This is a genomic window from Pseudomonas sp. FME51 (assembly GCF_014897305.1).
The window spans coordinates 15,074-39,322 of sequence record NZ_JABUYN010000004.1; the positions used below are offsets into that span (position 1 = coordinate 15,074).

The 24,249-nt window shown below is 58.8% G+C and carries 17 protein-coding genes and 1 pseudogene; 8 read left to right on the forward strand and 10 right to left on the reverse strand.

Features of this window, described 5'->3' with window-relative positions; all coding sequences use genetic code 11:
• Positions 1-6: 6 nt before the first annotated feature.
• Both INT39_RS08420 and INT39_RS08425 read right to left on the reverse strand, forming a co-directional pair.
• Complete coding sequence (locus INT39_RS08420; protein ID WP_226944629.1) at positions 7-459, reverse strand: type II toxin-antitoxin system VapC family toxin; 453 nt, start codon at positions 457-459, stop codon at positions 7-9.
• Complete coding sequence (locus INT39_RS08425) at positions 443-706, reverse strand: AbrB/MazE/SpoVT family DNA-binding domain-containing protein (protein ID WP_193073478.1); 264 nt, start codon at positions 704-706, stop codon at positions 443-445. The genes INT39_RS08420 and INT39_RS08425 overlap by 17 nt, the downstream gene beginning before the upstream one ends.
• A gap of 72 nt (positions 707-778) precedes the next feature.
• Here INT39_RS08425 and INT39_RS08430 point away from each other — a divergent pair.
• Both INT39_RS08430 and mobH read left to right on the forward strand, forming a co-directional pair.
• A pseudogene (locus INT39_RS08430) lies at positions 779-1,453 on the forward strand (nucleotidyl transferase AbiEii/AbiGii toxin family protein); the annotation flags it as partial.
• 240 nt (positions 1,454-1,693) lie between these two features.
• Entirely contained in the window at positions 1,694-3,556 is a 1,863-nt protein-coding gene (gene mobH / locus INT39_RS08435) for a MobH family relaxase (protein WP_193073479.1), read from the forward strand.
• A 34-nt stretch (positions 3,557-3,590) separates the two neighbouring features.
• Here mobH and INT39_RS08440 read toward each other — a convergent pair whose 3' ends face one another.
• From INT39_RS08440 to INT39_RS08475, 8 genes are all read right to left on the reverse strand, one after another.
• Positions 3,591-4,355 (reverse strand): hypothetical protein, encoded by a 765-nt coding sequence (locus INT39_RS08440; protein WP_193073480.1) that lies wholly within the window; start codon positions 4,353-4,355, stop codon positions 3,591-3,593.
• Positions 4,356-4,431: 76 nt separating this feature from the next.
• Positions 4,432-5,613, reverse strand: coding sequence for an MFS transporter (locus INT39_RS08445; RefSeq protein WP_226944632.1), 1,182 nt, complete (start codon positions 5,611-5,613; stop codon positions 4,432-4,434).
• 256 nt (positions 5,614-5,869) lie between these two features.
• On the reverse strand, positions 5,870-6,154 hold the full coding sequence (locus INT39_RS08450) for a hypothetical protein (protein ID WP_193073482.1): 285 nt from the start codon (positions 6,152-6,154) through the stop codon (positions 5,870-5,872).
• A 112-nt stretch (positions 6,155-6,266) separates the two neighbouring features.
• The gene (locus tag INT39_RS08455) at positions 6,267-8,399 is read right to left on the reverse strand and encodes a TonB-dependent receptor (protein WP_226944633.1); all 2,133 of its coding nucleotides are present in this window, start codon (positions 8,397-8,399) and stop codon (positions 6,267-6,269) included.
• Between the two features lie 25 nt (positions 8,400-8,424).
• Positions 8,425-8,922: a Fur family transcriptional regulator gene (locus INT39_RS08460; protein WP_226944634.1), complete on the reverse strand. Its 498-nt coding sequence runs from the start codon at positions 8,920-8,922 to the stop codon at positions 8,425-8,427.
• On the reverse strand, positions 8,919-10,742 hold the full coding sequence (locus INT39_RS08465; protein ID WP_193073484.1) for an ABC transporter ATP-binding protein: 1,824 nt from the start codon (positions 10,740-10,742) through the stop codon (positions 8,919-8,921). Before INT39_RS08465 ends, INT39_RS08460 begins: the two co-directional genes overlap by 4 nt.
• Positions 10,739-12,499: an ABC transporter ATP-binding protein gene (locus tag INT39_RS08470; protein WP_226940218.1), complete on the reverse strand. Its 1,761-nt coding sequence runs from the start codon at positions 12,497-12,499 to the stop codon at positions 10,739-10,741. Before INT39_RS08470 ends, INT39_RS08465 begins: the two co-directional genes overlap by 4 nt.
• Positions 12,492-13,760: an MFS transporter gene (locus tag INT39_RS08475; protein ID WP_193073485.1), complete on the reverse strand. Its 1,269-nt coding sequence runs from the start codon at positions 13,758-13,760 to the stop codon at positions 12,492-12,494. The genes INT39_RS08470 and INT39_RS08475 overlap by 8 nt, the downstream gene beginning before the upstream one ends.
• A 186-nt stretch (positions 13,761-13,946) precedes the next feature.
• Between INT39_RS08475 and INT39_RS22795 the strand changes: the two genes are divergently transcribed.
• From INT39_RS22795 to INT39_RS08505, 6 genes are all read left to right on the forward strand, one after another.
• Positions 13,947-14,963 (forward strand): helix-turn-helix transcriptional regulator, encoded by a 1,017-nt coding sequence (locus INT39_RS22795; RefSeq protein WP_193073486.1) that lies wholly within the window; start codon positions 13,947-13,949, stop codon positions 14,961-14,963.
• A gap of 327 nt (positions 14,964-15,290) precedes the next feature.
• Positions 15,291-18,188 (forward strand): TonB-dependent receptor domain-containing protein, encoded by a 2,898-nt coding sequence (locus tag INT39_RS08485; RefSeq protein ID WP_193073487.1) that lies wholly within the window; start codon positions 15,291-15,293, stop codon positions 18,186-18,188.
• Positions 18,189-18,268: 80 nt separating this feature from the next.
• On the forward strand, positions 18,269-19,090 hold the full coding sequence (locus tag INT39_RS08490) for a hypothetical protein (RefSeq protein ID WP_193073488.1): 822 nt from the start codon (positions 18,269-18,271) through the stop codon (positions 19,088-19,090).
• Positions 19,091-19,342: 252 nt separating this feature from the next.
• A complete protein-coding gene (locus INT39_RS08495; protein ID WP_319021334.1) occupies positions 19,343-21,166 on the forward strand; it encodes a type I secretion system permease/ATPase in 1,824 nt (607 codons plus the stop codon).
• Positions 21,163-22,527: an HlyD family type I secretion periplasmic adaptor subunit gene (locus tag INT39_RS08500; RefSeq protein ID WP_226944635.1), complete on the forward strand. Its 1,365-nt coding sequence runs from the start codon at positions 21,163-21,165 to the stop codon at positions 22,525-22,527. Before INT39_RS08495 ends, INT39_RS08500 begins: the two co-directional genes overlap by 4 nt.
• Entirely contained in the window at positions 22,528-24,087 is a 1,560-nt protein-coding gene (locus tag INT39_RS08505) for a TolC family outer membrane protein (RefSeq protein ID WP_193073489.1), read from the forward strand.
• Positions 24,088-24,249 lie beyond the last annotated feature (162 nt).

Genomic DNA, 24,249 nt, shown 5'->3' on the forward strand with positions numbered 1-24,249 from the left:
AGATCTTCAGATTCTCTCGTTGGGGCCGATACAGCACAGTCGTGGAAAGTAGTTGCGATACGGCTTCACATCCCGGCTGAGTACACTCAAGTTTGCAACAGCCGCATGAGCGCCGATGTAAAAATCCGGCAGCGGCACGAGCCGTGTACCTCCACCACGACGATAGCTCAGATAGGCCTGAGCCGCCAATCCTGCGCACCTCCACGGCAGTGGGCTACGCAATGTATCGTAGACATCAAGCATCGCATCCAGTGCATCAATGTCCGGCCCTGGGATCAGCAGTTCCGTGTAGATCACCAGATTGACGTGCAGGGGCGCTTGCTCGCTACAGATCTGAAGCTGATCCACGGACCAGTTGTACCACGGGCTGTCGGCGTCCATACAATCGATCCAGATGTTGGTGTCGACCAGAAAACCCGCCGAGCCGTCATACTTGGACAGGTCATGCACGATCATCATCGTCCGGACGCAGGAAAGCCATGATCTCCTCGCTGTCCATCTGTCTGAATGGCTCATCCAGACTTTTTCGCACTTTGGCGGCAGCGGCCCGCAGCGACTTGCGTCGGTCGTCTGTTCCCATGCCGGTTTTTCTAATGATGATCTTTCCGCCCTCCAACGAGAAGGCGACCTGGCTGCCTGGGAGGAAGCCCGCTGCGTCACGTAGGCGCTTGGGGATCGTAACTTGTCCTTTTTCAGTGACTTGCATATCCGCACTCCCAAAAAGTAAGAATTCCCAATTGGAATTCTACGGCAGCTTGAGAGTCAAGGCAAATATCCGATGTTTGTGCAGGAGATGCCGCGCCTGTCGGTGGATATCGACGTGGTCTACCTTTCTTGGCAGATCCCGCGAGACCAAGCGTTGCAGGCCATCAACCAGGAGCTGGCCGCCATCGCGCAGCGCGTCGACCGTCTCGGCGTGCAGACGCGCCTGATCCGCAGCCGGGATCTCGGGGACACCAAGCTGATCGCGGAGAATGAGACCAGCCAGGTGAAGGTCGAGGTCAATGTGGTGTTTCGCGGCACCGTGCTGCCCATCGCACGCAGCCCATTGAGTGCCCGGACCAGCGATCTGTTCGGCGTCGAATTCGAGGTGCCGACCCTTGCCCTGGACGAGCTCTATGCCAGCAAGCTGGTCGCGGCGCTGGATCGCCAGCATCCGCGGGATCTGTTCGACGTCTGGCAGTTGTTCGAGGCCGGCGGCCTGACCGAGGGGATGGTCGAGTGCTTCGTGGTCTATCTGGCCGGGCACAACCGCCCGACCCATGAAGTGCTGGTCGGCAACGACAAGGACATCGCCGGGGAATACTAACGCGCCTTCGTCGGCATGACCGAAGTGGCTTGTTCTCTGGAAACCCTGCTCGATACCCGTGCCCGGCTGCGGCATGAACTGCCGCAACGGCTGAGTGATGCCCACCGGAAGTTCCTGAGCGGACTGGCCCGCGCGCAGGCCGACGCTCTTGACGCAGGCCTGGCCGCTGCCCCCTCCGGGGACAGAGCCACATCGCCTGGCACTGCCGAAAAAGCGGCTGCACCGGTATCCGTTTCTTTGTCGTCTGATGACCCGTTCCCGTCTATACGTAAAGGCTTTGAACAAGGGTAAAGGCTGGAAAGGGCAACGGAATGGAACACAAGGGGAAAGGCTTTACTCGGAAAAGGAAAAGGCCCGGCTCAGCGCGTACTTCAGGCCAGGACGATGCTTGCTCTGTTCCAGCGCAAACGGTCGCAACCACCTGAGCCGGCCCCGGCGGCCACTCCGAAAGGGCTGACGCGGCCGGAACCGGCCGCGTCCTTACTGGCGACGCCGCGCCGACAGCGGCTGCTGGAACATATCTGGCAACGCACTTCACTCTCACGCCAGCAGTTCATCTCGCTGTACCGCAAACCGTTGGAGCGCTATGCCGAGCTGGTCCAGCTGTTTCCCGCCTCGGAAAGTCATCACCACGCCTACACTGGCGGTATGCTCGATCATGGACTGGAGATAGTCGCCTATGCCTTGAAACTGCGCCAGTTGCATCTTTTGCCTGTGGGAACAACACCCGAAGACCAGGCCGCCCAGGCTGAAGCCTGGACTGCAGCCACTGCCTATGCGGCGCTGTTGCACGATATCGGCAAGATCGCCGTGGATCTGCATGTGGAGCTCGAAGGCGGCAGTACATGGCACCCCTGGCACGGCCCACTCACCCAACCGTACCGCTTTCGTTACCGGGAAGACCGAGAGTATCGGCTGCACAGTGCCGCCACCGGGCTGCTCTACACACAGGTGCTCGATGGGGACATTCTTGACTGGCTCAGTGGTTACCCGGCGTTGTGGGCATCGTTGCTCTACGTGCTGGCCGGCCAGTACGAACATGCAGGCGTATTGGGCGAACTGGTCAGCAAAGCGGACCAAGCTTCCGTTGCACAAGCGCTGGGCGGCGACCCGGCCAAGGCTATGGCAGCACCAAAACATGCCTTGCAGCGCAAACTGCTTGAGGGACTACGCTACTTGCTGCGCGAGGAACTGAAACTTAATCAACCCCAGGCCTCTGATGGTTGGCTGACTGATGAAGCCTTGTGGCTGGTCAGCAAGACCGTTTCCGACAAGCTGCGTGCTCATCTCTTGTCTCAGGGCATCGACGGCATTCCCGCTAATAACACGGCCGTGTTCAACGTGCTACAAGATCACGGAATGCTCCAACCAACAGCTGATGGTAAGGCCATCTGGAAAGCAACGGTGACGAGTGACAAGGGCTGGTCCCACTCATTCACCTTGCTGCGTCTGGCGCCTGCATTGATTTGGGAAGCGGGGGAGAGGCCCGCCTCTTTTTCTGGTACGGTCGTCGTTGACCATGGGGCACAGGAGCAGCCAGCTCAAGTGACCGGTGGAGCGAGGCCATCTGCGACCGTGCTGGGCACTGAACCACAAGACGCCCCACTTTCAGGCGCTCAAGAGGGTGTCAGCCAGCCTGCCATCGAACTACCTCATCAAGATATAGCGACGGACGTGGTTGGTGAACTGCTTGCGATGCTGACTGATGAAGCATCCTCTTCTGAATCAGCCAATGCTGATTCCGTGACACGCCCGCACCCAGGAGACGGCGATGACGCCAACGCGCTTGCAGCAGAACCCTCTATCGAGCAGCCGACCACAAGTTCGGAAGATCGGCATGCTGAACAAAAGCCTGCGACGGCAACGCCGTCAGCAGAGCATTTCCTTGTGTGGCTCAGGACAGGTATCCAGAGCCGCAAGCTCATCATCAATGATGCCAAGGCGTTGGTGCACACGGTAGCCGATACGGTCTATCTCGTCAGCCCTGGGCTTTTCCAGCGCTATGCGCAGGAGCATCCTCAAACCGCGTTTCTTGCCAAACAAACCTCGATAGCGGACTGGCAATGGATACAGAAGCGCTTCGAGAAGCTCCTGGTGCATCGCAAACAGAGTAGCGGGCTCAACATCTGGACCTGCGAGGTCACCGGGCCGCGCAAATCACGGCGGTTGCATGGCTATCTACTGGAAGACCCCAAGCATCTATTTGAGGAGGTGCCACCGAATAATCCATATCTCCGCGTTCTATAACACCAGAGATACACAGGACCGACTTGGAATTGCTCTAGTTTTCACCCTTGGCGCTCCAGGCGGGGTTGGTTTCCTTGTTGCGCAACTCGCGATCCAATGGCGGATAGTAGATGTAGTCAGGCCCCGCATCTGTAAACCAGGCTAACTTCACAATGGTTCCAGCACAGAACAAGATAGCTATAGCGACGAGGTGAGCCGGGGCACCCAACGCACCATAAAAGGCATCAATCAGGCTCACGCTACCCGGTATTTTATGAGCAATGACCCAATCCAGCAGCGCGAGAATAACCGCAGCAGCAGTCAGCTCGCCGGCCTGTTCGCGGAAAGCTCTACCAGCTTCTTTCGTTTGTTCGTACTCCTCATATAAGCGGAACAAAAACGGATCTTTTTCACGCAAAGCTGCATCTCGTAAGGCCTGAGCTGGCACATATCCGATCCCACGCTGATAAAGTCGAACGTCAGGTCTAAATAGCCAGGGGAGTAGCGATACGAGCCCGTACCAGATGTAGATCGCCAACGGACGCAGCACAAAAAGAACAACCGGGAGCACAATGGCAACAGACAGGCTGAAGGCGACAACAACGAGCGAAAGCCAGCCCACATCGCGCAGCAATTCCATATCGCCAGCGGACCACTGCCACAACCCTCGGCCGACACGGAGCATCATGGCCATATCCAGGAACAACACGGCACAGGCTAGCCGTAATGCCCATTGAGAAGCCCATGCCTGCTCCAGAAGCCCAAGACCTCTTTGGGCCAAGCTAGTGCCAACCGCTTTATCTGCGTCATCTTTTGCCATCGGTATTTCCTCGGACTGAGTAATCCGGCTATCACCCGCTCGCAGGTTTTTCACCGGTTTGGTGGTTGATCAATGCCTACAGTGGCGTTTTCGAAGGACGCGGCCTTTGGGCCGGAGAATTGAACGTCCTCAATAACGCCACCAATGCCAGCAGCACACCCACCAGCATGTAAGGGACACCGGGTCCAACTTCGTAGAGCAAAGTACCAATCAGTGGCCCCAGCACGATGCCCAAGCCTTGGGCTGCACCAACAGAACCAGCAGCGGCACCTTGTTCATGTGCCTGCACAGCGTTGGCGGCCAGTGCCGAGAAAGCCGGGAATACCCAGCCCATCCCGGCTGCTGCGACGAAAAAGCAGCCCATCAACATCCACTGTGTTGTTGCCAAGGCAACGGCACCGAAGCCAACGGCGCTAACCAGAGCGCCGACACGGATCAGCCGTTGTGGCGCCCAGTGCAACCGACGCACCACCAGTTGTGCGGCAATTAGACCAATACCAACCAGCGTCAACGCCATTCCGGCAGCGCGCACAGCCGGGCCCGGCTCCAGCCCCAAACGATCGATGGCAAAGAAACCCACTGTGATCTGGCCGATTGCAACGCTGAACATCGCGACAAAGGCCACGATCATCGGCATGCGCAGCCGTGCATCCCCCAAGCCGAGCGCTTCTGATGATGACCCGACGAGTTGCTCGTTGCGGGGCAGCTGTCGCCACAGGATGCCGAAGGCCAGCAGGGGAAGTACTGCCGTAGCATACAGCGGCAAGCCCAAACCGTATCGGGCCAGCCCAGCCGCCAATGCTGGGCCCATGACCAGGCCAATCGCATTGGCGGCTCCGAGCGAAGCCATGGCCCCAGCACGTTGCTCCGGCGCCATGTGATCGGCGACCAGCGCCTGGCCGGTCGCCGGGATAGCGGCATAGAAGGCCCCGATCGCCCCGCGTGTAATAAGCAGCCCTGCGAACACGAGACTGGCAGCGGGCAATACTTGTAGTGCTACGACAAGTAAAGCGCACATCGCCCAGTAGGACAGCATGAACCCACCAACTCCGCTCAGTAGCACAGTTCGCCGTCCGCGACGGTCACTCAACACACCCCAAGGCCGCGAAAACAGCATCCAAAGAACACCTCCCACAGTGACCACAGCACCGGCTTGCCATGCGGAAAGTTGCAGGGATCGCGCGATCGGCCCGAGCAGCGACACGAATGCCATCATCGCCATGGTGCAGGCCATATAGGCAACCATCAGTGGCTTCATGTTGAAAACCTCTGAACGCCGCACAGCGTGTTGTTTTGACGTCATAAGCGCCATTTTCGACGGACTCATGATTCAAGCTCGCAGCGTAGTGGTTGCCATTGATGTGACGATGCAGTTCCGTTACCTCCCAGTGTGGGGAGATTGATCGTTCTCTCATGCATGGCATACCGCTCCTATAGCTCGGTTTGGTGGTTTATTACTGCCTCAATCTGAAGCATCAAATACAAGCAAGTGGTAGCGCAGCAGCTTGGAGCTCTCAAACCAAGGGCTGCGCCATGGCCCATAGAAACAAGGGAATCATCAGGGCAACACCCGCTGAAAAGAGCGCGATGCCCAAAAGCAGCTGACCAATCCAAGTTATCAACCTACAGGCAGTGATTCGTGTTCGGCGTTCCTTCGGCTCCAAGCTGGATTTCAAGCCAGCTTGTGAATGGACGATATCGACCTCACGACCAAACTCCAACGATTGCATGGCGCTCTTCAGTAATGGTTGACCATTTAAATCAAGCTTGGAGACATTAACTGCCCGTTCCATATCCATTGTTTGCTTACCAATTTAATAAAAACATTTCTATTCTTTGGGTCACAGCTCCGACATATTGATGGCAAGGGATCGCCGCTCTCCACGAGCGGCGATAGATACTGTAGCCCGCTCAATAGGCATAAGTGGCCGTCAGCCCGACGGTCCTGCCCGGTGCCACCTGCGCGAAGTTTCCCGTCGCCCCGTACGAAAACCCATAAGAGCGATACGCCTTGTCAGTCAGGTTATGCGCATAGAGCATCAATTCCAGGTTGCTGGTCGGACTCCAGGCCAGCCCCGCATCGACCAGGGTGTAGGCGCTCTGACGCAATGTATTGGCGCTGTCGAAGTAATGCGCTCCGGTGCGGCGCACTGTCAGTTGTGGTCGCAGGATCGTCTGGCCCACCGGCACATTGCCCTTGGCCGACAGGGTCAGACCATACCGGGGCGCCATGGGTACGTCGTTGTCCTTGCAGCCGGTGCAGGTGCTGGAATCCTCGAAACGGCGGAAGGTGGCGTCATTGATGAAGCCGCCGGCACTCAGCGTCAATTGCCGGGAGACATCCCATTCGGTATTGAATTCCACGCCCAGGGAACGGGTATCACCGACATTCTTCAACGTCTGGTAACCGAAGTCGCCGTCGCCGTAGAGCTGGACGTCCTTGCTGTCCACACGATAGAGGGCCATGCTGGCACGCACGTCCCGGCCCGTATAGCGCACTCCTGCCTCATAGCTGATCGAGCGCTCGCGGCCATAGCCTTTGGCATCCTCCACGTTCGATGGCGCGAGGTTATAGCCCAACGGCTTGTAACCCTGAGCCACATTGACATAGCCGCGCCATTGCGGGGCGAACTGATAGCCTGCGGCAATATGGCCGAGCCAGGTATTCTGGCTGCCCGAAGCTCTGCCCTGAAAAGCAGTGCCCATCTGGTCGCCTTGAAAGCTGGTTCTGGCTTCATCGCGGGAGAAGCGCAGCCCTGTGGTGAGATCCAGCTTGGACGTCAGATGCCAGGTTACGTCACCATAACCCGCCAGCGATTCACTACGATTGCTTGAGTTTGAGTCCACCACGCGGTAGAAGCTGGGCAGTACCATATCAAACTGATACCCCCTGGATAGATCCACTTCTTGCCGATACAGGCCGAACACGGCATCCCAGGCGCGAGGCTGCTGCTCACCGTCCTCGGCCCTGCGCGTTGCTATGCGCACTTCCTGGGTGTTCTGCTTCCAGTCCTCGGCAAACTGCGGGAAGTAGGCGTCCAATGGCCAGCGGCGTGTTGTGTCAGCTCGCTGGCTGCTGGCAATAACGCTCAGACGCCAGATATCGAAATCATATTGCCCGGTGGCAGAAAAACTGTTGGCGCAGCGTCGCTGATAGAAATCCCGATAGGCGTGCGGCAGGTCCGGCAGCACATAAGCCCTGCGGGACTTGTAATCATCATAAAGGGTATATACCTCCTGATCTCCCGTTGCGCAGTCGCGCCCTGCGGATAGCCCCAGTTCCCAAGGGCTGCCGGTTGGCGCCAGTCTCAGCTTGGCGTTGCCGGCGCGCGAACGCACGCCGCCCAGGCGGTTGCTGCCGATGACATCACTGCGCACATCACCATTGACGTCATTGGTGAGCAAGGAGACAGAGCCATACAATAGATCCTGCACCAATGGCCCCGAGCCTTCAGCCTGCAACTGATAGCCACCGCGGCTGGAAACACCGCCGCGGGCAACGAACTCCGGTGTGTTATTAGGTTTGTGCGTAACGATGTTGAGCACACCGCCCTGCGCGCTCTTACCATACAACGTGCCTTGCGGCCCCTTGAGCAACTCCACCTGCTCAACGCCCAGCAGCGACTGTGCGGCAAAGATCGGCAACTGAGGCACGCCGTCCACATAGACCGTCAGTGCCGGGTTATAGAAATCCTGCGCCGATGTCACACCGCGCAGTGTAATGATCGGAAAGAGGAAGGTCGCGCTGTGCGACATATACAGTTCGGGGAAAACGCGGTCCAACTCCAAGGTGGACTCCACCTGCGCGTCTTCCAGAACAAATCGATCAGCCACGCTGACGGCACCATTGAACCGCTCCAGAGTTTCGTTACGCTTGCTGCCCGACACCACGACGGGGGTAAGGGCGTAAACATCGTCTTCGTTCTGTAGAGAGTCTTGTGCATGAGCAGCACCCAGACATCCCACAGCAGTGAGGGAAATCAATGCATAGCTGAGTAGGCGAAGCCTGAAGGGGGGCATGGGGTTATCTCCGATAGGGGGCATGGGGTTATCTCCGATAGAAAAATGCTCAGCGCTCGACGGTCGCAGGTGTGCGCCGATGCTCGCGACAGGAAGGGGTGGGAATATCCAGCTGGGACGACGCGACATGGACCGTGATGGGCGTGTCATCGAGCGATAACCCCGCGCTGAACAAGACTTCGGCGAGCCGTTCGCGCAGGGTTTCATCAAAGAATGGCAACGGCTGTTCGGCGTCCTTGTAGTGCACCCAATGCAAGGACGAATGCTCACTGATATTCATGCGGTAGTAGCGCTTGCCATCCAGATCTGTTTGCACCAGCAGCAGCCCGAAGGACAGCATTTCGCTAACGGTGCGATAAACGCTGGATAGACTGATGACTTCGCCACGCTGGGTCAGATCCTTGTACACATCCCGCGCATTGCTCCAGTGCTCAGGAGCCTCGAGCAGAACTTGCAACACGGTGATGCGCGCCAGCGTTGGCTTTAAACCTATCGCGTCCAGGCGGTTTCTGGCCTCAAGGTACGATGGCTTGATCGCTTTTCTCATGATACGAACGCCTCTTCGTCAGGACATCGGGCCATCCCGGCATGCCAGTTTTTGGCACTCTGCTGGGCCTGCCACATACAGGCGTAGCGCCCATTGCTCGCCAACAGCTCGGCATGCTGGCCCGACTCGACCATCCGACCGCCGTCGATCACCAGGATCTGGTCTGCTGCGGCGATGGTGGACAGGCGATGGGCAATGACGATCACGGTGCGGTCGCGCACCAGGGCATCGATCGCCGCTTGCACGGCCACCTCGCTTTCGGTATCCAGTGCGGCGGTAGGTTCGTCCAGGATCACGATGGGCGCGTTCTTGAGAATGGCGCGGGCGATGCTGATGCGCTGGCGCTCGCCCCCGGACAGCCGTCCACCGATATCACCTACGCGGGTGGCGTAGCCAGCGGGCAGGCGAGAGATGAAGTCATGACAATGCGCGGCGCGGGCGGCGCGCTCCACTTCCTCATTGCTGGCATCGGGGCGGGCCATGCGGATATTGGCGAGAATGGTGTCGTCGAACAGGTATACGTCCTGGAACACCACCGAGATCAGTGCGTTGAGCTGTTCAGGCGCGATGGCGCGCACGTCGACACCACCGATGGTGATACGTCCCGTCTGCGGATCGGCGTGGCGCATCAGCAGGCGCGTCACCGTGGTCTTGCCCGAACCGGACGGTCCAACCAGCGCAGTCAGACTGTGGACGGGCAACTGGGCATTCAGCTCGCTCAGCGTGGCTTCACCGGCCCTGGCGTAGCTGAACCCGACGTCCTCGAAACGCACTTCATAGGATTGTGGAGTCTGGATGGGAACTTGCTGCTGCAACGGTTTGATACGCAGCATGGCATTGATTTTCCCCAGCGCTGACTCAATCAGGTCAATGATCTTGGCATAGAGGACGAAGGTGGCCAGCGGTTCTCCGAAGCGTACGACGATCACTAGCAGCGCAGCCAGAATGGCCACGTCCAGCGTGCCTTGCACCACGAACAGGGTGCCGACGAACACCACAGAAAGAATTGCCAGTTCCATCACCGTGGCAAGAATGAGATTTGGCTTGGCGCCCTTTTTTTCACCGATGGTCTGGATTACTTCCAGATGCTTGACGCTGGCTTGCAGCCGCTCGGCCCGTTCACCTACGCAGCAGGCGGCACGCAATACCGGCAAGCCCTGGGTGTATTCCAGAATGTCAGCGCTGGCCCGTTCGTTGGCCTCGACCAGCATGCGCATGCCACGACCGTAGGCGGGACGCCGCCAGCGATACAGCGGAATCAGTAGAGGAAATACCAGCAGCAGGAGCAACCCCAGACGCCAGTCGAACCACAGCGCTGCCAGAGCCACTGCAATCGGTGTGACCAGGGCGGTAGCCATCATGTTGGCTACCGTCAACGTATAGCTCAGGGTTTCGTCCACATTGCCCAACAGCGTCGCATTGACACCGCCGGCACGCTTGTCCTGCAGCATCTCCAACGGAATGCGGCGCAACTGCTCGCCCAGTTCACTACGCAATTCATGGGTATTGCGCACCATGTCGCCGCGGTAGTCGAATCCCTGCGCCCACCAGCGAATGACAGCAGTGGCCAGCATCAGCCCCATCATTGTCAGCAGCCACGGAAATGCCGCAGACCATTCGGGATTCGGTATCAGCGCCTGGAACAAGGGCATCAGGCAAGCCAGAGCCAGCCCCTGCACGGCTGCAGCCACGCATAGCCCGATCAGACTGGCGCGCAGTTGTGGCGCTCGACTGCGCGCCGCTTGCATCAATAGACGCCAGGTCTCGCGCAGCGGGGTAATGTGCGACGCGGCTTGCGCGATGTGTTGTGGGGCGCTCATGCTCGTCCTCCAGCTAATGCCCAGTCTTGTGCTTGTTCATAGTTGCGCCACAGCCGCGCGTACACACCGTTCTGCGCCACCAACTGCTCGTGTCGGCCTTGCTCCTGCAACGTGCCCTTGTCAAACACCAGAATCTGATCCGCATCGCGGATGGTCGACAGCCGGTGCGCTACCATCAGCACCGTCTTGCCACGCATCAGGTGTGAGAGCGCCGCCACCAGCGCCGCCTCGTTCTCGGGATCGGCAAAGGCGGTAGCCTCGTCCAGCACCAGAATGGGGCGATCCTGCAAAATGGCGCGAGCAATGGTGATGCGTTGCCGTTGACCACCGGAAAGGAAGACGCCGCGCTCACCGACCGGTGTGTCGTAGCCAAGGGGTAGCGTCATGATGAAATCGTGCACCTGAGCCGCCCGGGCCGCGTCCACCACCTGATCCATGGTCGCTCCCGTCAGCCCGAGCCGAATGTTGTTGGCGATCGTGTCGGCAAACAGGAAGGTGTCCTGGAACACGAAGGCCACTTGCTGCATCAATATCTCCGGCAGCATCTCTCGTACATCCACGCCACCCACCTGGATGCTGCCTGCACTCACATCCCAGAAGCGGGGGATAAGCCGTGCGACGGTCGTCTTGCCCGCACCAGAGGGGCCGACCAACGCGGTCACACTGCCCTGTGGCACCTCGAAGCTGATGTCCTGCAGTACCAGAGTCCCGTCCTCGCTGTAGCGGAAATCCACATGCTCGAAGCGCACACTGGCATCGCCCGGAACCCTTGCCTGGGCCATATTCGGTATGGGCAGGTCCGGCTCGGCCAGCACCTCGTGGATACGGTGGATACTCATCTGGGTCTTGGCCACCAGATGCTTGAGCGACATCAGCGGAAGTAGCGATTCGGCCAGTCCGGTGCCCACCAGTAGCACCGTCAGCCAAGTAGTGGCTGTCATCGCATCGCGACTAACCAGCCACGCACCCAGCCACACCAGCACCGGCAGCGGGCTGACGAGAATCTGTGCCAGACGTGAGGAAAGTCCCGCAATGCGATACCAGTGCAGCGTCACGTCGACGAAGGCATTGAGCGCATCCTGGTAACGGCGAAAGGTACTGGTGCCGGTATCGAAGGTGCGCACCACTGGCATGGCCTGCACGTATTCCACCACCGCTTTGCTGACATTTTCGCTTGCCAGGTGATAGCGTTGGGTCATATCCGCATTGGTGCGCATGGCCAACGAAGCGAGGCCGATGCCTACTGCCAGTACCACCGCAGTCGTCAAAGCGAGACGCCAGTCCAGCACCCATAGCAGCGCAAAGGTCAGTACCGGCGCCACATAGGCACGGGCGTACAGTGGCGTGCTATCGGCGACAAAAATGTGCAGCGCCTTCACATCATCCATCATCACCTTGGCCAGAGCACCCGAGCCGGTCTGATGCAAATAGCCCAGGGGCAACCGCGCCAGGTGCTCGGCCAGATCGGTGCGCAGGCGCGTTTCCAGACGGAACGCCGCGTAATGCGATTGCTTGAACCCGGCAAGCCGCAGCACATAAGCCAGCACCGTCAGCACCACTGCCAACAGCAGGGGAGGCAAAGGCCACTGCCCTGGTTGCTGCAGTAGTTCATGCACGGCCCAGGCCAGCGCACACAAAGTGCCCAGCGTAGCCGCCGTAGCCAGCCCAGCAAGCACCATCGCAAAGCGGATCTGGCCCTGCACCGGCCGCATGATGGACCAGACGCCGGGGGTATCCACCCGATCTACCTTACGCATACTGTGCCTGCCCCGGCTCTAGGTCCTCCAGGCCGGGAGCCTTACGCCTGATCACCCATACAGCAATCACCGTCGACGCGGCGGCCAGCCCAAAACACACCTCGTAGCCCAAATGCTGTGCCAGCCAACCGCCACTTACACCGCCAGCCATGGCCAGCAATGCATCGGCGCTCTGGAACAGAGTGAAGTCCACCCCCGCCTGCAGTGGCGAGGTGAGTCCCATGAGCGCCGAATACAACGCCACCCACAGCAAGCCCACGACGGCGAACATTGAGCCGACCAGTACGATCAGCACCGGCAGGGATGCCACCGGAGCCGCCAGGGTCAAGGCGGCCAGCACGCAGCCCTTCAAAGCCACGCCGATCCACACGGCGCGCCAGCCTGGCGCGAAACGCACCAGCAAGCCGCCGAGAACCGCACCACTCAAGCCGGCACCGATATGCAAGGAACCGAACATCCAGCCGAGTTGCTCCAGCGTCATGCCCCGATCAAGCATGAAAGGGCCAAACATTCCCAGCGTCAGGCGAATGCCAACACTGGAAAGCAGCAATAACAGCAAACCATTGCGGATTTCCGGACGGCGTAGCGCATGCATCAGGCTAGGACGATGACTGATCGCCAGCGCTTCGCTGCGCGGTGGTTCGCGCAGCAACAACATCGGCAGGCTCAACAGCACAATCGCCAGCGCCGCCGCCATCAACGCCTGCGGCCAGCCAACCGTTCCGGCCACCAGCAGAACACCGCCCGCGCCAAGCATCGCCCCCACATAGCTGCCGCCCACCTGCGCAACGTTGCCCCAGCCGCGCTGCTGACTGGCGAGCTGTTCAACAGTAAAGGCATCACTGGCAACGTCGGTGGTTGCTGCCACCATGGCCGCCACCAGTAATCCAGCCAGAATCCATCCGGCATGCCCTGCAAGTGACAAGTGCCCGCTCAGCGCAATCAGCCCTAAACCCAGCAAGATGGCCGCTATCAGCACTTGGCCGGCGATGATCAGCGTGCGCGAGCGACGTTGCAGCTGCCCGGCAGGCAGACGCCAGCGCTCCACCGTTGGCGCCCACATGAACCGAATGCCCCAGGGTATCCACAGTAAGGCGGTCAGTCCGGCCACCTGCAGGGAGGCTCCGGCATCGCGCAACAGCGAGGGCAGTGCCTGGGTGGTCAATGCGGTGATGATGGTCTGGCTGATGTAGATGCCGGCGATTGCCGGCAAAACCTGCCACGCTCGTAAGCGTGGAAAAGCATGGGTAAAACTTGGCATAAATGTTCAAGGTCCGGGGCCTGGATAAAAATCCGGCAATGTGCGGGTAAAACCCAATTGCCAGTGCTGATCTTGCGTATTCGACAAAAATCTGCATATATAGTTAGAATGAGTATCATTACGGCCATATGCAGGTGGCGCTATCGGTTTCCATTAAAAATTTGATGTTTTCAGGAAATATTTATCGTGAGGACGCAAAATGCGCTGCCAGACAGTTCAAGTCTGGACCCGGGTAAGCTGGAAGCAGATGGCCTTTCAGGCATAGATGAAAGCTGGAGTCGCATCATGCGCAGCTACCAGCCTTGCGAAGGCCTGTGCATTAATTGCATTAACGGGCGGCCCGGCAGCAAATGGGCTTTCCGTGCAGAAGGACCACCCGCATTCAGTATCAATATCCTGCTCGAAGGTCGAATGCAGGCCGCCATTGATGACGGATCGGTGATCGACGCCCGCGCGGGCTCGGCCATTCTCATGGCCACCGGCGAGCACACTGCAGGTTGGGATGTGCTCGACGGCCTATCCGACAGCGCGTTTCGTATGGTCTGCATTCACCTGCCGCAGGACTCCATGGCCAGACTGACCGGTCTGCGGATGGATGATCTGCGCCGACGGGTCTTTACCGCCAATGGTGACCAGAGCCATGTCGATGCTTTCCTGGGTGTGATGCCAGCGTCCAGCGCTTTGCAGCGGGTGGGTTGCGATCTGCTCGGCCTGGGCTGCGGCTATGACGGCACCTGCATTGCCCGGGATCTATTCATGCGCGCCAAGGCACTGGAAGCCATTGCCTGCTTTCTGCACGAGAACATGACGCACCGGGAAGTTGCCCTACCGGTTCCTAGTGACCGTAGTCGCCTGATCGAAGCCCGCGCCATGCTGGAGGCCTCCTATAGCGACGACTGGAAGGTATCATCCCTGGCGCGCGCCGTCGGGATCAATGAAAACCGCCTGCAAACAGGATTCCAGGCCATGTTTGGCACCTCCGTTCATGCTTGCCTGATTCGCATCCGCATCGATGCCGCCATCACTATGCTGCGGCGCGGCGCATCAGTGACCGACACCGCTGCTGCGGTGGGTTTTGCTCATCTCAGCCACTTCAGCCGGATGTTCCGCAGCCATACCGGCATCACGCCCAAGCAATGCGCCATGGGCCTCAGCCCCAGAGTGCGCCCACAGGCGGACGACGCCCCGCTCATCCAGCGCTGATTTACCTCTCCCTTGCGAGATCCCACGCCAGAGCCCTCGGTGGCGTCGTGCGCCTGTGGGAATGTTGCAGCGAACAAATATCCGCGAAAAGTCAAATTTTTTGTTGAAACTGTTAGCGCGCCTTATTGTATTTGGTAATCATTCTCAATAGCCGCCAATGGCATTGGGTAGCCTGCAGTAGATCCCTCTGGAATCGCCAGGTCCTGTGAAGAGACCAACAGCAGAGAACAGCTACCCCATCCAACACAGGTGGAAAGGGAGTGGTTTTGCCTATTGGTATAAATGCATCTCATTCGCATTAAAATTCACACTAAGTATATGACGCACATGAGCAATTTTCAGTTGGTGTTACACAAGGAAGGAGGCGGGGGACAGCTGCACAAGCTACCCGGCAAGAAAAGACGGCCGCAGCGGGAGGCCAAGGTGCTGCCTCTCGCCAACCAGGGTGCCGAATGGCCGAGGCTGCGCCCCAGCCAGTTATGCCTGGCCATTGCTCTGGCGCTGGCCGGTCACCCGGTGCTGGCACAAGATGCCAGGCTACCCTCTGCCGACGCCACTGAAAACACCAGCTCTGACGGTGTGCACGTTCTTGATGCCGTGACCGTTGTCGGGACGGCCGAGGAAGAAAAGAAGATCGGCAATACTGCAGGAGCCAGCAAGGAAGATATCGAGCGGCGTGGCGCCAGCCATATGACGGACCTGCTGGATAGCATTTCCGGCGTATCAACAAACAGCCTGTATGCGGCTCCGGAGGTTTCTACACGACTGCAAGGCATTGCCGGGCATGGTCGGGTGGCGCAGTCACTGGAAGGTATCAATCAGAATTTTCATGCTTTCACAAGGGACATCGGCCAGACCGGCTCCATTTTTGTCGACCCGCAGTTTCTGAAAAGCATTGATGTCAGCAGAGGCGGCAGCACCGGAACGAGTGCATTGGGCAGCCTGGGTGGCTCGGTCGATTTCCAGTATCTGGATGTGGAAGACATCCTGCGCCCCGGCAAGAGTTTTGGTGGCATGGTGCGCGGTTCCACCGGGTTCAGCAAATACCGTAACGGACAAAAACCTTCCGGGTCATTTTTCCTGGGTGGACGCAGCGAGCGCTGGGAGGTAATGATCGGGGCCGCAGAAAGCGAGAACGACGCCTACCATATTGGTCAGAGTTTTGATCGGGGTGCCATGTTGCGCGATGCACATGCAGATAACATCACTTTCCATCATGGAGGCTCCCCTATAGACCCCCATCTGAGGCAAACCTGCCGTTATTGTGTTGCAGGAGTCGGCGGGTTGGGATCGCCGATGAACAACCGCCAATTCACTGAGCAGCAGCTGGACTGGTTGAAACAGGCGGCTGATGAGGAACTGAAAGGAACGCAAAGGAAAACCGACGCCCAGTTGCTGCGTCTACGGCATTTTTTCAATGATGACTATGATCAAAGGCTGGAGCTGTTTGCCACCGCCAATTCAGCCAAATATGAAACCGATCAGCAACCCAGCATTACTCTGGCAGGAGTCAATGCCGAGGGCGAAGGTAAAGCGCGCTGGGCGGATACACCATGGTCGATAGGTGCCGAACTGGAAAGCCAGGTTATCAGTTTGAAGTATGCAGGCAATTTTTCTCAATGGCTGAATCCTGAGGTACAGCTTTACCACGAGAGCCAGGACCGTAAACAGCGCTGGATTGGTTATCCAGGTACTTCTTCTGTGGGAGAGGCGCTGCACTACTTTGTCGATATTGGCTCGACCGGTCTGAAGCTCAGCAACGCCAGCCATTTCGATGCCGGGCTGTTCGGGCCGCTCCGCCTGGATGCGGGGGTGGAATTGCGCCGTGCAGACAAGGATGTGGATAGCCTGTCCGATGGTGAATACTGGGAAAAGCGCCAACATGAATTGGGGTATCTTGATTATCGTGCCCCGAAATGGGACACCGATGCCCGCACGGATACCTATGGCTTTGCCCTGGCGTTAAGCACCGAAGGGGATGGCCCCTGGCAGGCCAGTGGGGGTATAGGCTATCAACGGGTAAAGTTGGACGCACTCAATCCGGTATACACCACCGGCAACATCAAGCAAGGCGGTACGCTCTTAACTTATGGGCAGCTGAATGCTAAGTATCGCAGAGAAGGATACTCACGGGAAGAAGCCGCACTTATGGCTACGGAACAGGCAGCAGAGTCGGCCAGGGAGTTGCTTAAAGATCCAGTAAAAAGCCTGCAGGAAGAAAACCTGCGAGAGGGTAAGCACAAACATACCTATAATTTGAAATCAGCCCATTTCGCTCTGCAATATTCCGTGCCAGATACAGGCCTGAGCACCTTCGCCTCGGTTAGCTATAACGAGCGCGCTCCTTCCAGCAATGAGATGTATATGAGTGGTCCCTGGTTGAGGACGCAGTTTACCGCCAACCCCCATTTAAAGCCGGAAAAAAACCTGTCGTTTCAGGTTGGTGCTAATTATCAGAAAAATGACTGGCTGGTGAGAAATGACCAGATCAGTGTTGGCTTGAGTTACTACCATAACCGCATCAAAAATTATATTGTCTATGGGCCTGTACAGTTTATTGATGGTGCATATTCAACCTCCAGCAATCTTGGCCAAGTTGGCAGTGTGAATAATCTTAACGCTTTTCATAAACATGGACTGGAATTTAACCTGGCATACCGGCAGCCACTGTTCTATGTGCGTGGCAATCTGACGGTGCCCTTGCGTCGGAATAATAAGGTATGCAGTTGGCTGAATCCCAGTGGGAGCGGTTATTCGCATGTTAATAATCCTGATAGATCCGTAACCATAACCCCTGAAGGCAAAGGCGACCGTCTGTGCTATTCCAGCTGGAACTGGATGGAAGCAGGCTCCATCGACCCGGTCCAGGCAAGCCTTTCTGCTGCAATAACCCCCTATCAGGGCAAACTGGAAGTGGGTGCAACCGTGCATTATCGCGGCAAGCAACGAGCCTCTTACTGGTATGACCCCGATCTCGTGCAAAATCGAAATGCGCAGAATATCTCGACTGGTACCTTGCCGACAAAGGCGGACTTTATTACCGGAAGTCTATGGCCGAAATCAATTAAATATGACCTGTTTGCAAACTATCAATTCAATGATCAGCTCAAGGCGGGCATATATGTAGCCAACCTGACGGATGAGATGGATGCCAATCCGACCTCCTTTGGCTACAACTTTTATCCCGGCCGAACCATTACGGCGAATCTGGAATACCGATTTTAAGCTTTCGCTGCTTCAGCCATCCGGGCTGAGACTTCCATTTGCCGGGGTGGCGACCGGCTTGTTGAATGAGGTAATACGCAATGTCGTTACAAACCAACGTAACCAACTGGCTCAATGCCTACAATGAGCAGCCGATCCAGAATAGCCACAATGCGGACTATATCGGATCTATCCTGGGTACCAATGGCCAGTTCCATACCGGCGGCGGAATCTACGATCAAAGTAGCAGTCTCCCTTACGAAATCTTCGATTTCAACTGGTATGCCGGCCAAGGCCTGACCTCTGGTTTTGGTGGTAAATACTTGTTGCATTCGGAGAACGGCCTTTCGTGGGATACCGTGTTTAACGCCAACCAGACGGCATACAACTTTGTGACCACCGGCAGTCTGGATACTCTTTACCTGGGTTACAGCGCCGACAGTGATTTCGCCCCGGCTCAGAGCACGCTGACCGCGTTCGATGAGTTCGAGTCGCTGCTGGTGGTCAATAACTTCAACGTGGCGGTGGACTACGTTGCCGGTCTGTTCGGCGGTGCTAATGGCAACAGCCAGATCAACACATCGAGCCTGGTGGATGGCAATGGGGATAGCCTCGTTTCCTACCCGCAGTACTACGAGCAGGTCACCCTGAACTCGGCGATCATCTACGACTTGGCGTTTGAAGCTGCGGACTCCAGCTCTTCGACCTTCGAGTACGTGCTGGATGCCTACCTGAGCGGTGTGTCCGGTGGCTCGATCGACATTGGTAACGATATCAGCGTCATCAACAGCTACCTAAGCAGCAACGGTAGCAGTCTGTCGTTCGAGTACTACGATGAGGCTGGTGATTACGCTGCCAGTGGCGTGGTTACCGCTTCCGCGCCAGTGGCGGAAGTCGAAAGCGACCTCTTGCTGGCCGCGTAAGCAGCCATTCCAGAAATGCAAGAGGTTTGACCGGTGAGGTGGTGGTGATTTTCTAGCGGGAAGAGCCACCACTTCAACCGGAGGTAGTACCGGGGTCTGGCGCACTTTGGCCAGACTCCGTTTCCGGAAGCTGCACATTTTAGCTGCTTGCGGAATGGCCTGCAAATTAAACCTGCGGGCGGAATTCGGCTTCCCTGCGTTCAGCGGGGAGGGGGTCTTATTTTCCGCAAAAAGGCTGATGATGTGACGACAGTGAGTAAAAACCCATCGGCGGGGGATGCGCGTGGCGAATTAGCCAACGCCCTGCTGACCTACAAACGCAGTTTTGCGCATATTGGTGTGTTCTCCGGCGTCATCAATATTCTGATGCTGGCGCCGGCCCTGTATATGCTGCAAGTGTACGACCGGGTGCTGGCCTCCGGCAACGAGATGACGCTGCTGATGCTCACCGTCATCCTGCTGGGCATGTATGCCTTCATGGGCGCACTGGAATGGGTGCGCAGCCTGGTCATGCTGCGTCTGGGGACCGGGTTTGATCGCAAGCTGTCGCCGCGCATCTTCGACGCGGCCTTCAGCGCCAACCTCAAGACCGGCAAGCTCAATGCTGCCCAGCCGCTGGAAGATCTCCAGCAGTTGCGCCAGTTCGCTACCGGCCAATCCCTGTTTGCCCTGTTCGATGCGCCCTGGTTCCCGGTGTATGTGCTGGTGATGTTCTATTTCCACCCGCTGCTGGGCTGGTTCGCGCTGGCCGGAACCATAGTGCTGATGGCGCTGGGCTGGCTCAATGAACGGCTCAGCCGCCCGCACCTGCAGAAGGCCGGAGCGCTGGCCATTGCCTCACGGCGCGATGCCAGCGCCAACCTGCGCAATGCCGAGGTAATTGCCGGCATGGGCATGCTGGGTAATCTGCGCGCCCGCTGGGCGAAGCAGCATCTGGACTATGTGCGTGAACAGAATCTTGCCAGTGTGCGCATGGCCAAGATACAGGGCTGGAGCAAGGCCCTGCGCATGGCGGTGCAATCCCTTGCGCTGGGTATAGGTGCCTGGTTGGTACTGCAACACCAGATGACCGCGGGCATGATGATCGCCGGCTCCATTCTGCTGGGCCGAGCGCTGGCGCCCATCGATCAGGTGATCGGCGCTTCTCGCCAGTGGACCAGCGTCAAGGAGGCCGAGAAACGTCTGAGCCAGCTGCTTGAGGACTTCCCGCCGCTGGCCAAGGGCATGGACTTTCCCCGGCCCACTGGCGCGGTGGCGGTGGAGCAACTGCTGGCCGCACCGCCGAGCCAGACGCAACCGGTGCTGCACGGCATCAACTTCAAGCTGGATGCGGGCGATACGCTGGTGGTGGTCGGCCCTTCCGGAGCGGGCAAGACCACCCTGGCGCGTTGCCTGGTCAATGCCTGGGAGCCGCTGCGCGGCAAGGTACGGCTGGACAGCGCCCCGCTCGACCAATGGCGGCCCGAGGTGCTGGGTGCTCTGCTGGGCTATCTGCCGCAGGATGTGCAGTTGTTCGCCGGTACGGTGGCGGAGAATATCGCCCGCTTCGGCGAGGTGGATGAGCAGAAGGTCATTGCCGCGGCGCAGATGGCTGGTGTGCATGAACTGATTCTGCAATTGCCCGAGGGTTATCACACCCGGCTGGGCGAGAACGGCCTGGGCCTGTCTGGCGGCCAGCGCCAACGTGTAGGCTTGGCCCGTGCCCTGTATGGCGAGCCGTGCCTGGTGGTGCTGGATGAACCCAACGCCAACCTGGACGAGGCGGGCGATGCCATGCTGGCCGAGGCCGTTGCCCGTATCAAGCAGGCGGGTGTCACGCTGGTGCTGATCACCCACAAGTCCAACATCCTCAAGCAGGCTGACAAGCTGCTGGTGCTGCATGGCGGCACCCAGGCCGACTTCGGCCCGCTGGCCGAAGTGATGCACCGCATGCAGCGTACCGCCCCGCCCAGACCGCCCCACTCCCAGCCTCAAGCCCCGGCCCAACCACAGGGTCAACCGCAGCCACAACCACGCGTCATGCCCATACCGACCTATGGGGCGATGAACTTCACACCGCGCAGGGAGGGGGCATGAGCACACAAATGAGCATGGACGTTGCAATGCGCGACACCAAAGACCTTATCGATCCTCAGGATGATCTGCTGTCAGTGGATGACCGCCACTATGTGCGTCTGGGCTGGCTGATCGTGCTGGTGGGGGTGATCGGCTTTCTCGGCTGGTCGCTGTTCGCGCCGCTGGATGCCGGTGTGCCGCTGGACGCCAAGGTGGTGGTCAGCGGCAATCGCAAGGCGGTGCAGCCGATCACCGGCGGCAAGGTGCAGCGCATCCTGGTAGCCGAAGGGCAGGCGGTGGACGAGGGTCAGGTGCTGGTGGAACTGGAGCCCAATGTGGCGACCAACCAACTCGACTCCCTGCGCTTTCAGTACCTGAGCAGCCTGGCGAGTGAAAACCGTTTGATGGCGGAACGAGACGGATTGGAGCAGATCCGCTTCGATGAGGTGCTATTGCAGGCCGAGCGCGAAGGCAGCCTGCAAGCTGCCGAGATCATTCAGGCGCAGCGGCAATTGTTCGATAGCCGCCGCAGTGCCCAGCAGGCCACGTTGGGCGGCCTGGAAGCGGCTGTGCATGGCGCGACCGATCAGCGCAACAGCCTGCAGCGCATTCTGCAGTCGCGCCGCCAGCAGCGGGTGACCTTCGAGCAGCAGTTGACCAGCCAGCGCACCCTGGCCGAGGACGGACTGTTAGCGCGCAACCGCTTGCTGGAGTCGGAACGCCAGTACCTGCAACTGGCCGGTTCCGTGGCCGACGATGAGGGCCGTCTGGGTCTGCTGCAAAGCCAGGTGCAGGAATACCAACAGCGGCTGATCCAGCAGCGGGAGGACTACCAGAAGGAGCTGCGCACCGCGCTCGCTGAAACCCGCACGCGCACGGCTGACCTGCAGGGGCGTCTGGATAGTGCCCAGTACGAAGTGACTAATACCAGGGTGTTGGCGCCGTCAGCAGGCATCGTTTCTGGCCTGGCGGTATTCACCCAGGGCGGTGTGGTCAGTGCAGGCGACAAGCTGATGGATATTGTGCCGCTGGATCAGCCGCTGATGGTCGAAGGCCGCTTGCCCGTGCAGGAGGTCGACAAGATTCATGCAGGTCAGCCTGTGGAGCTGGAGTTCGCCGCCTTCAATCGCGCGTCTACCCCCAAGCTGCCAGGCACCGTGAAAACGGTATCGGCCGACCGCCTGGAAGATCACCAGGGTATTCCTTACTACCACGTGGAGATCAGCGTGGATGAGCTTGACGGGCGTGAGCTGCTACCGGGGTTGTGGCTGCAGCCCGGCATGCCGGTGACAGCCTTCGTCAAGACGGGAGAACGCACATTGATGAGCTACCTGCTCAAACCGCTGCGCGACCGTACCCGTCTGGCATTGACGGAGGATTGAATGACCGCATGTAATAAAACGCCATCGCGCCTGCATTTAGCAATGAATGGCGTCCTGGCAGCGTTGAGCAAGATCCTCAAAGTCAGATACCCCATTTCGATTGCCGCACTGGCCGTGGGACTGCTGATCCTGGATGTGCGGCCAGTCAGGGCGCAGGTCGACCTGCAGTTGCCGCCTTCCTGGATTGACCAGCAGCATGCCGAGCCGCAGTCGAGTCTGGCCGGCCTGCGTCAGGAGCTGGACGCCGAAAGTGATGGCAGGCTCGATCTGGTACGAGCCTATCAACGCATGCTGCTTCACGACCCGCAGATTCATGCGGCTCGGGCGGCCCGCGATGCGGGTCGTGACGCGAAGAACATTGCCCGAGCTGCGCTGTTACCGCAGGCTTCAATCAACTATATGCGCAACCGCACGCGCAAAACCGAGGACTACACCATCCCCGGTCAATTTCCCTGGATGCCCGATCAGGACTACACCGCCAAGGATAGCTACTACGGACGTCGCACCGGGCTGACCATCGAGCAGAGCCTGTTCGATTATTCCGCCATCAGCACTTATCGGATGGGCAAGACGCAGTCCGAATATGCCGAAGTGCAGTTTCGGCTGCAGTACCAGCAAGAGGCCGTGACGCTGATCGACGCCTACCTGAACGCACTACTGGCCCGCGATTCACTGGAGCTTGCCCGACACCAGTTGCAGGTGTACCGGGACATGCTGCAGGGCAATGAGCAGATGGTGACGCACGGAGAAGGCACGCGCATCGATATCCTCGAAACCCGCACCCAGATGACGGCCACCCAGGCCGAGCTGGTGGTCTATGAAAATGCCCTGGCCGATCGTCTGCGTGAACTGTCGGCGCTGCTGGGCGGATCGGTTCAGGCGGCTGAGCTGCTGGCCATCGATCCGAACTCCGCGCTGCCGCCCTTGCATAACGGTCAACTGGAAACGCTGGTCAGCGACGCCCTGCGGGAGAACCCCGAAGTGCAGGCTGCCAGGCTGGCGGTCCGCTACAACGACCAGACCATCGAACGGGAAAAGGGCCAGTTCATGCCCAGGGTGTCGCTCTATGCCGCCCATGACCGGATTGTCTCGGACACCGTGAACAACCAGGGCCGTGATTACAAGACCAACACCATTGGTCTGCAGGTGTCGATCCCGTTGTTCAGTGGGGGCTCCAGCTTCTATTCCACACGCCAGGCCTACAGCCGGCGCGACCAGGCGCGCTTCGAACTGAACCGCACTACTGACACCACGACCACCATGGTGGAGCAGTACTACCGCGTATTCACTACCAGCGCCGACCGGGCCAACACGCTGCGCCGGAACGTGGACGACAGCCGTTCACTGGTCGATGCCATGCACAAGAGCGTAGCGGGCGGCGAGCGTACCAATACCGATGCTTTGCAGGCCGAGCGCCAGTCCTACCAAGCGCGGCAGGAGCTACTGCGCACCTACGTGGAGTGGTTCCAGGCCTACGCCAAGCTGCAGTTCTACGCGGGGAGGTTTTCCGAAGATGACGTGCTGGTGCTGAACCAGCAATTGGTGGCGCAAGTGCGATAACCATGCCTTACAGGTGTTTTGAATGAATAAATTCCGGAGGAATTCGATGAGATCAGAGCGATTGATCAACAGCAGTACCGATAGGCGGTTTGAATTCGGTAGGGGCTATTTCAGCCCGGCGCTTTTGGCAATGCCAGGGGCGGGTATGTCTATGGGTTGCAA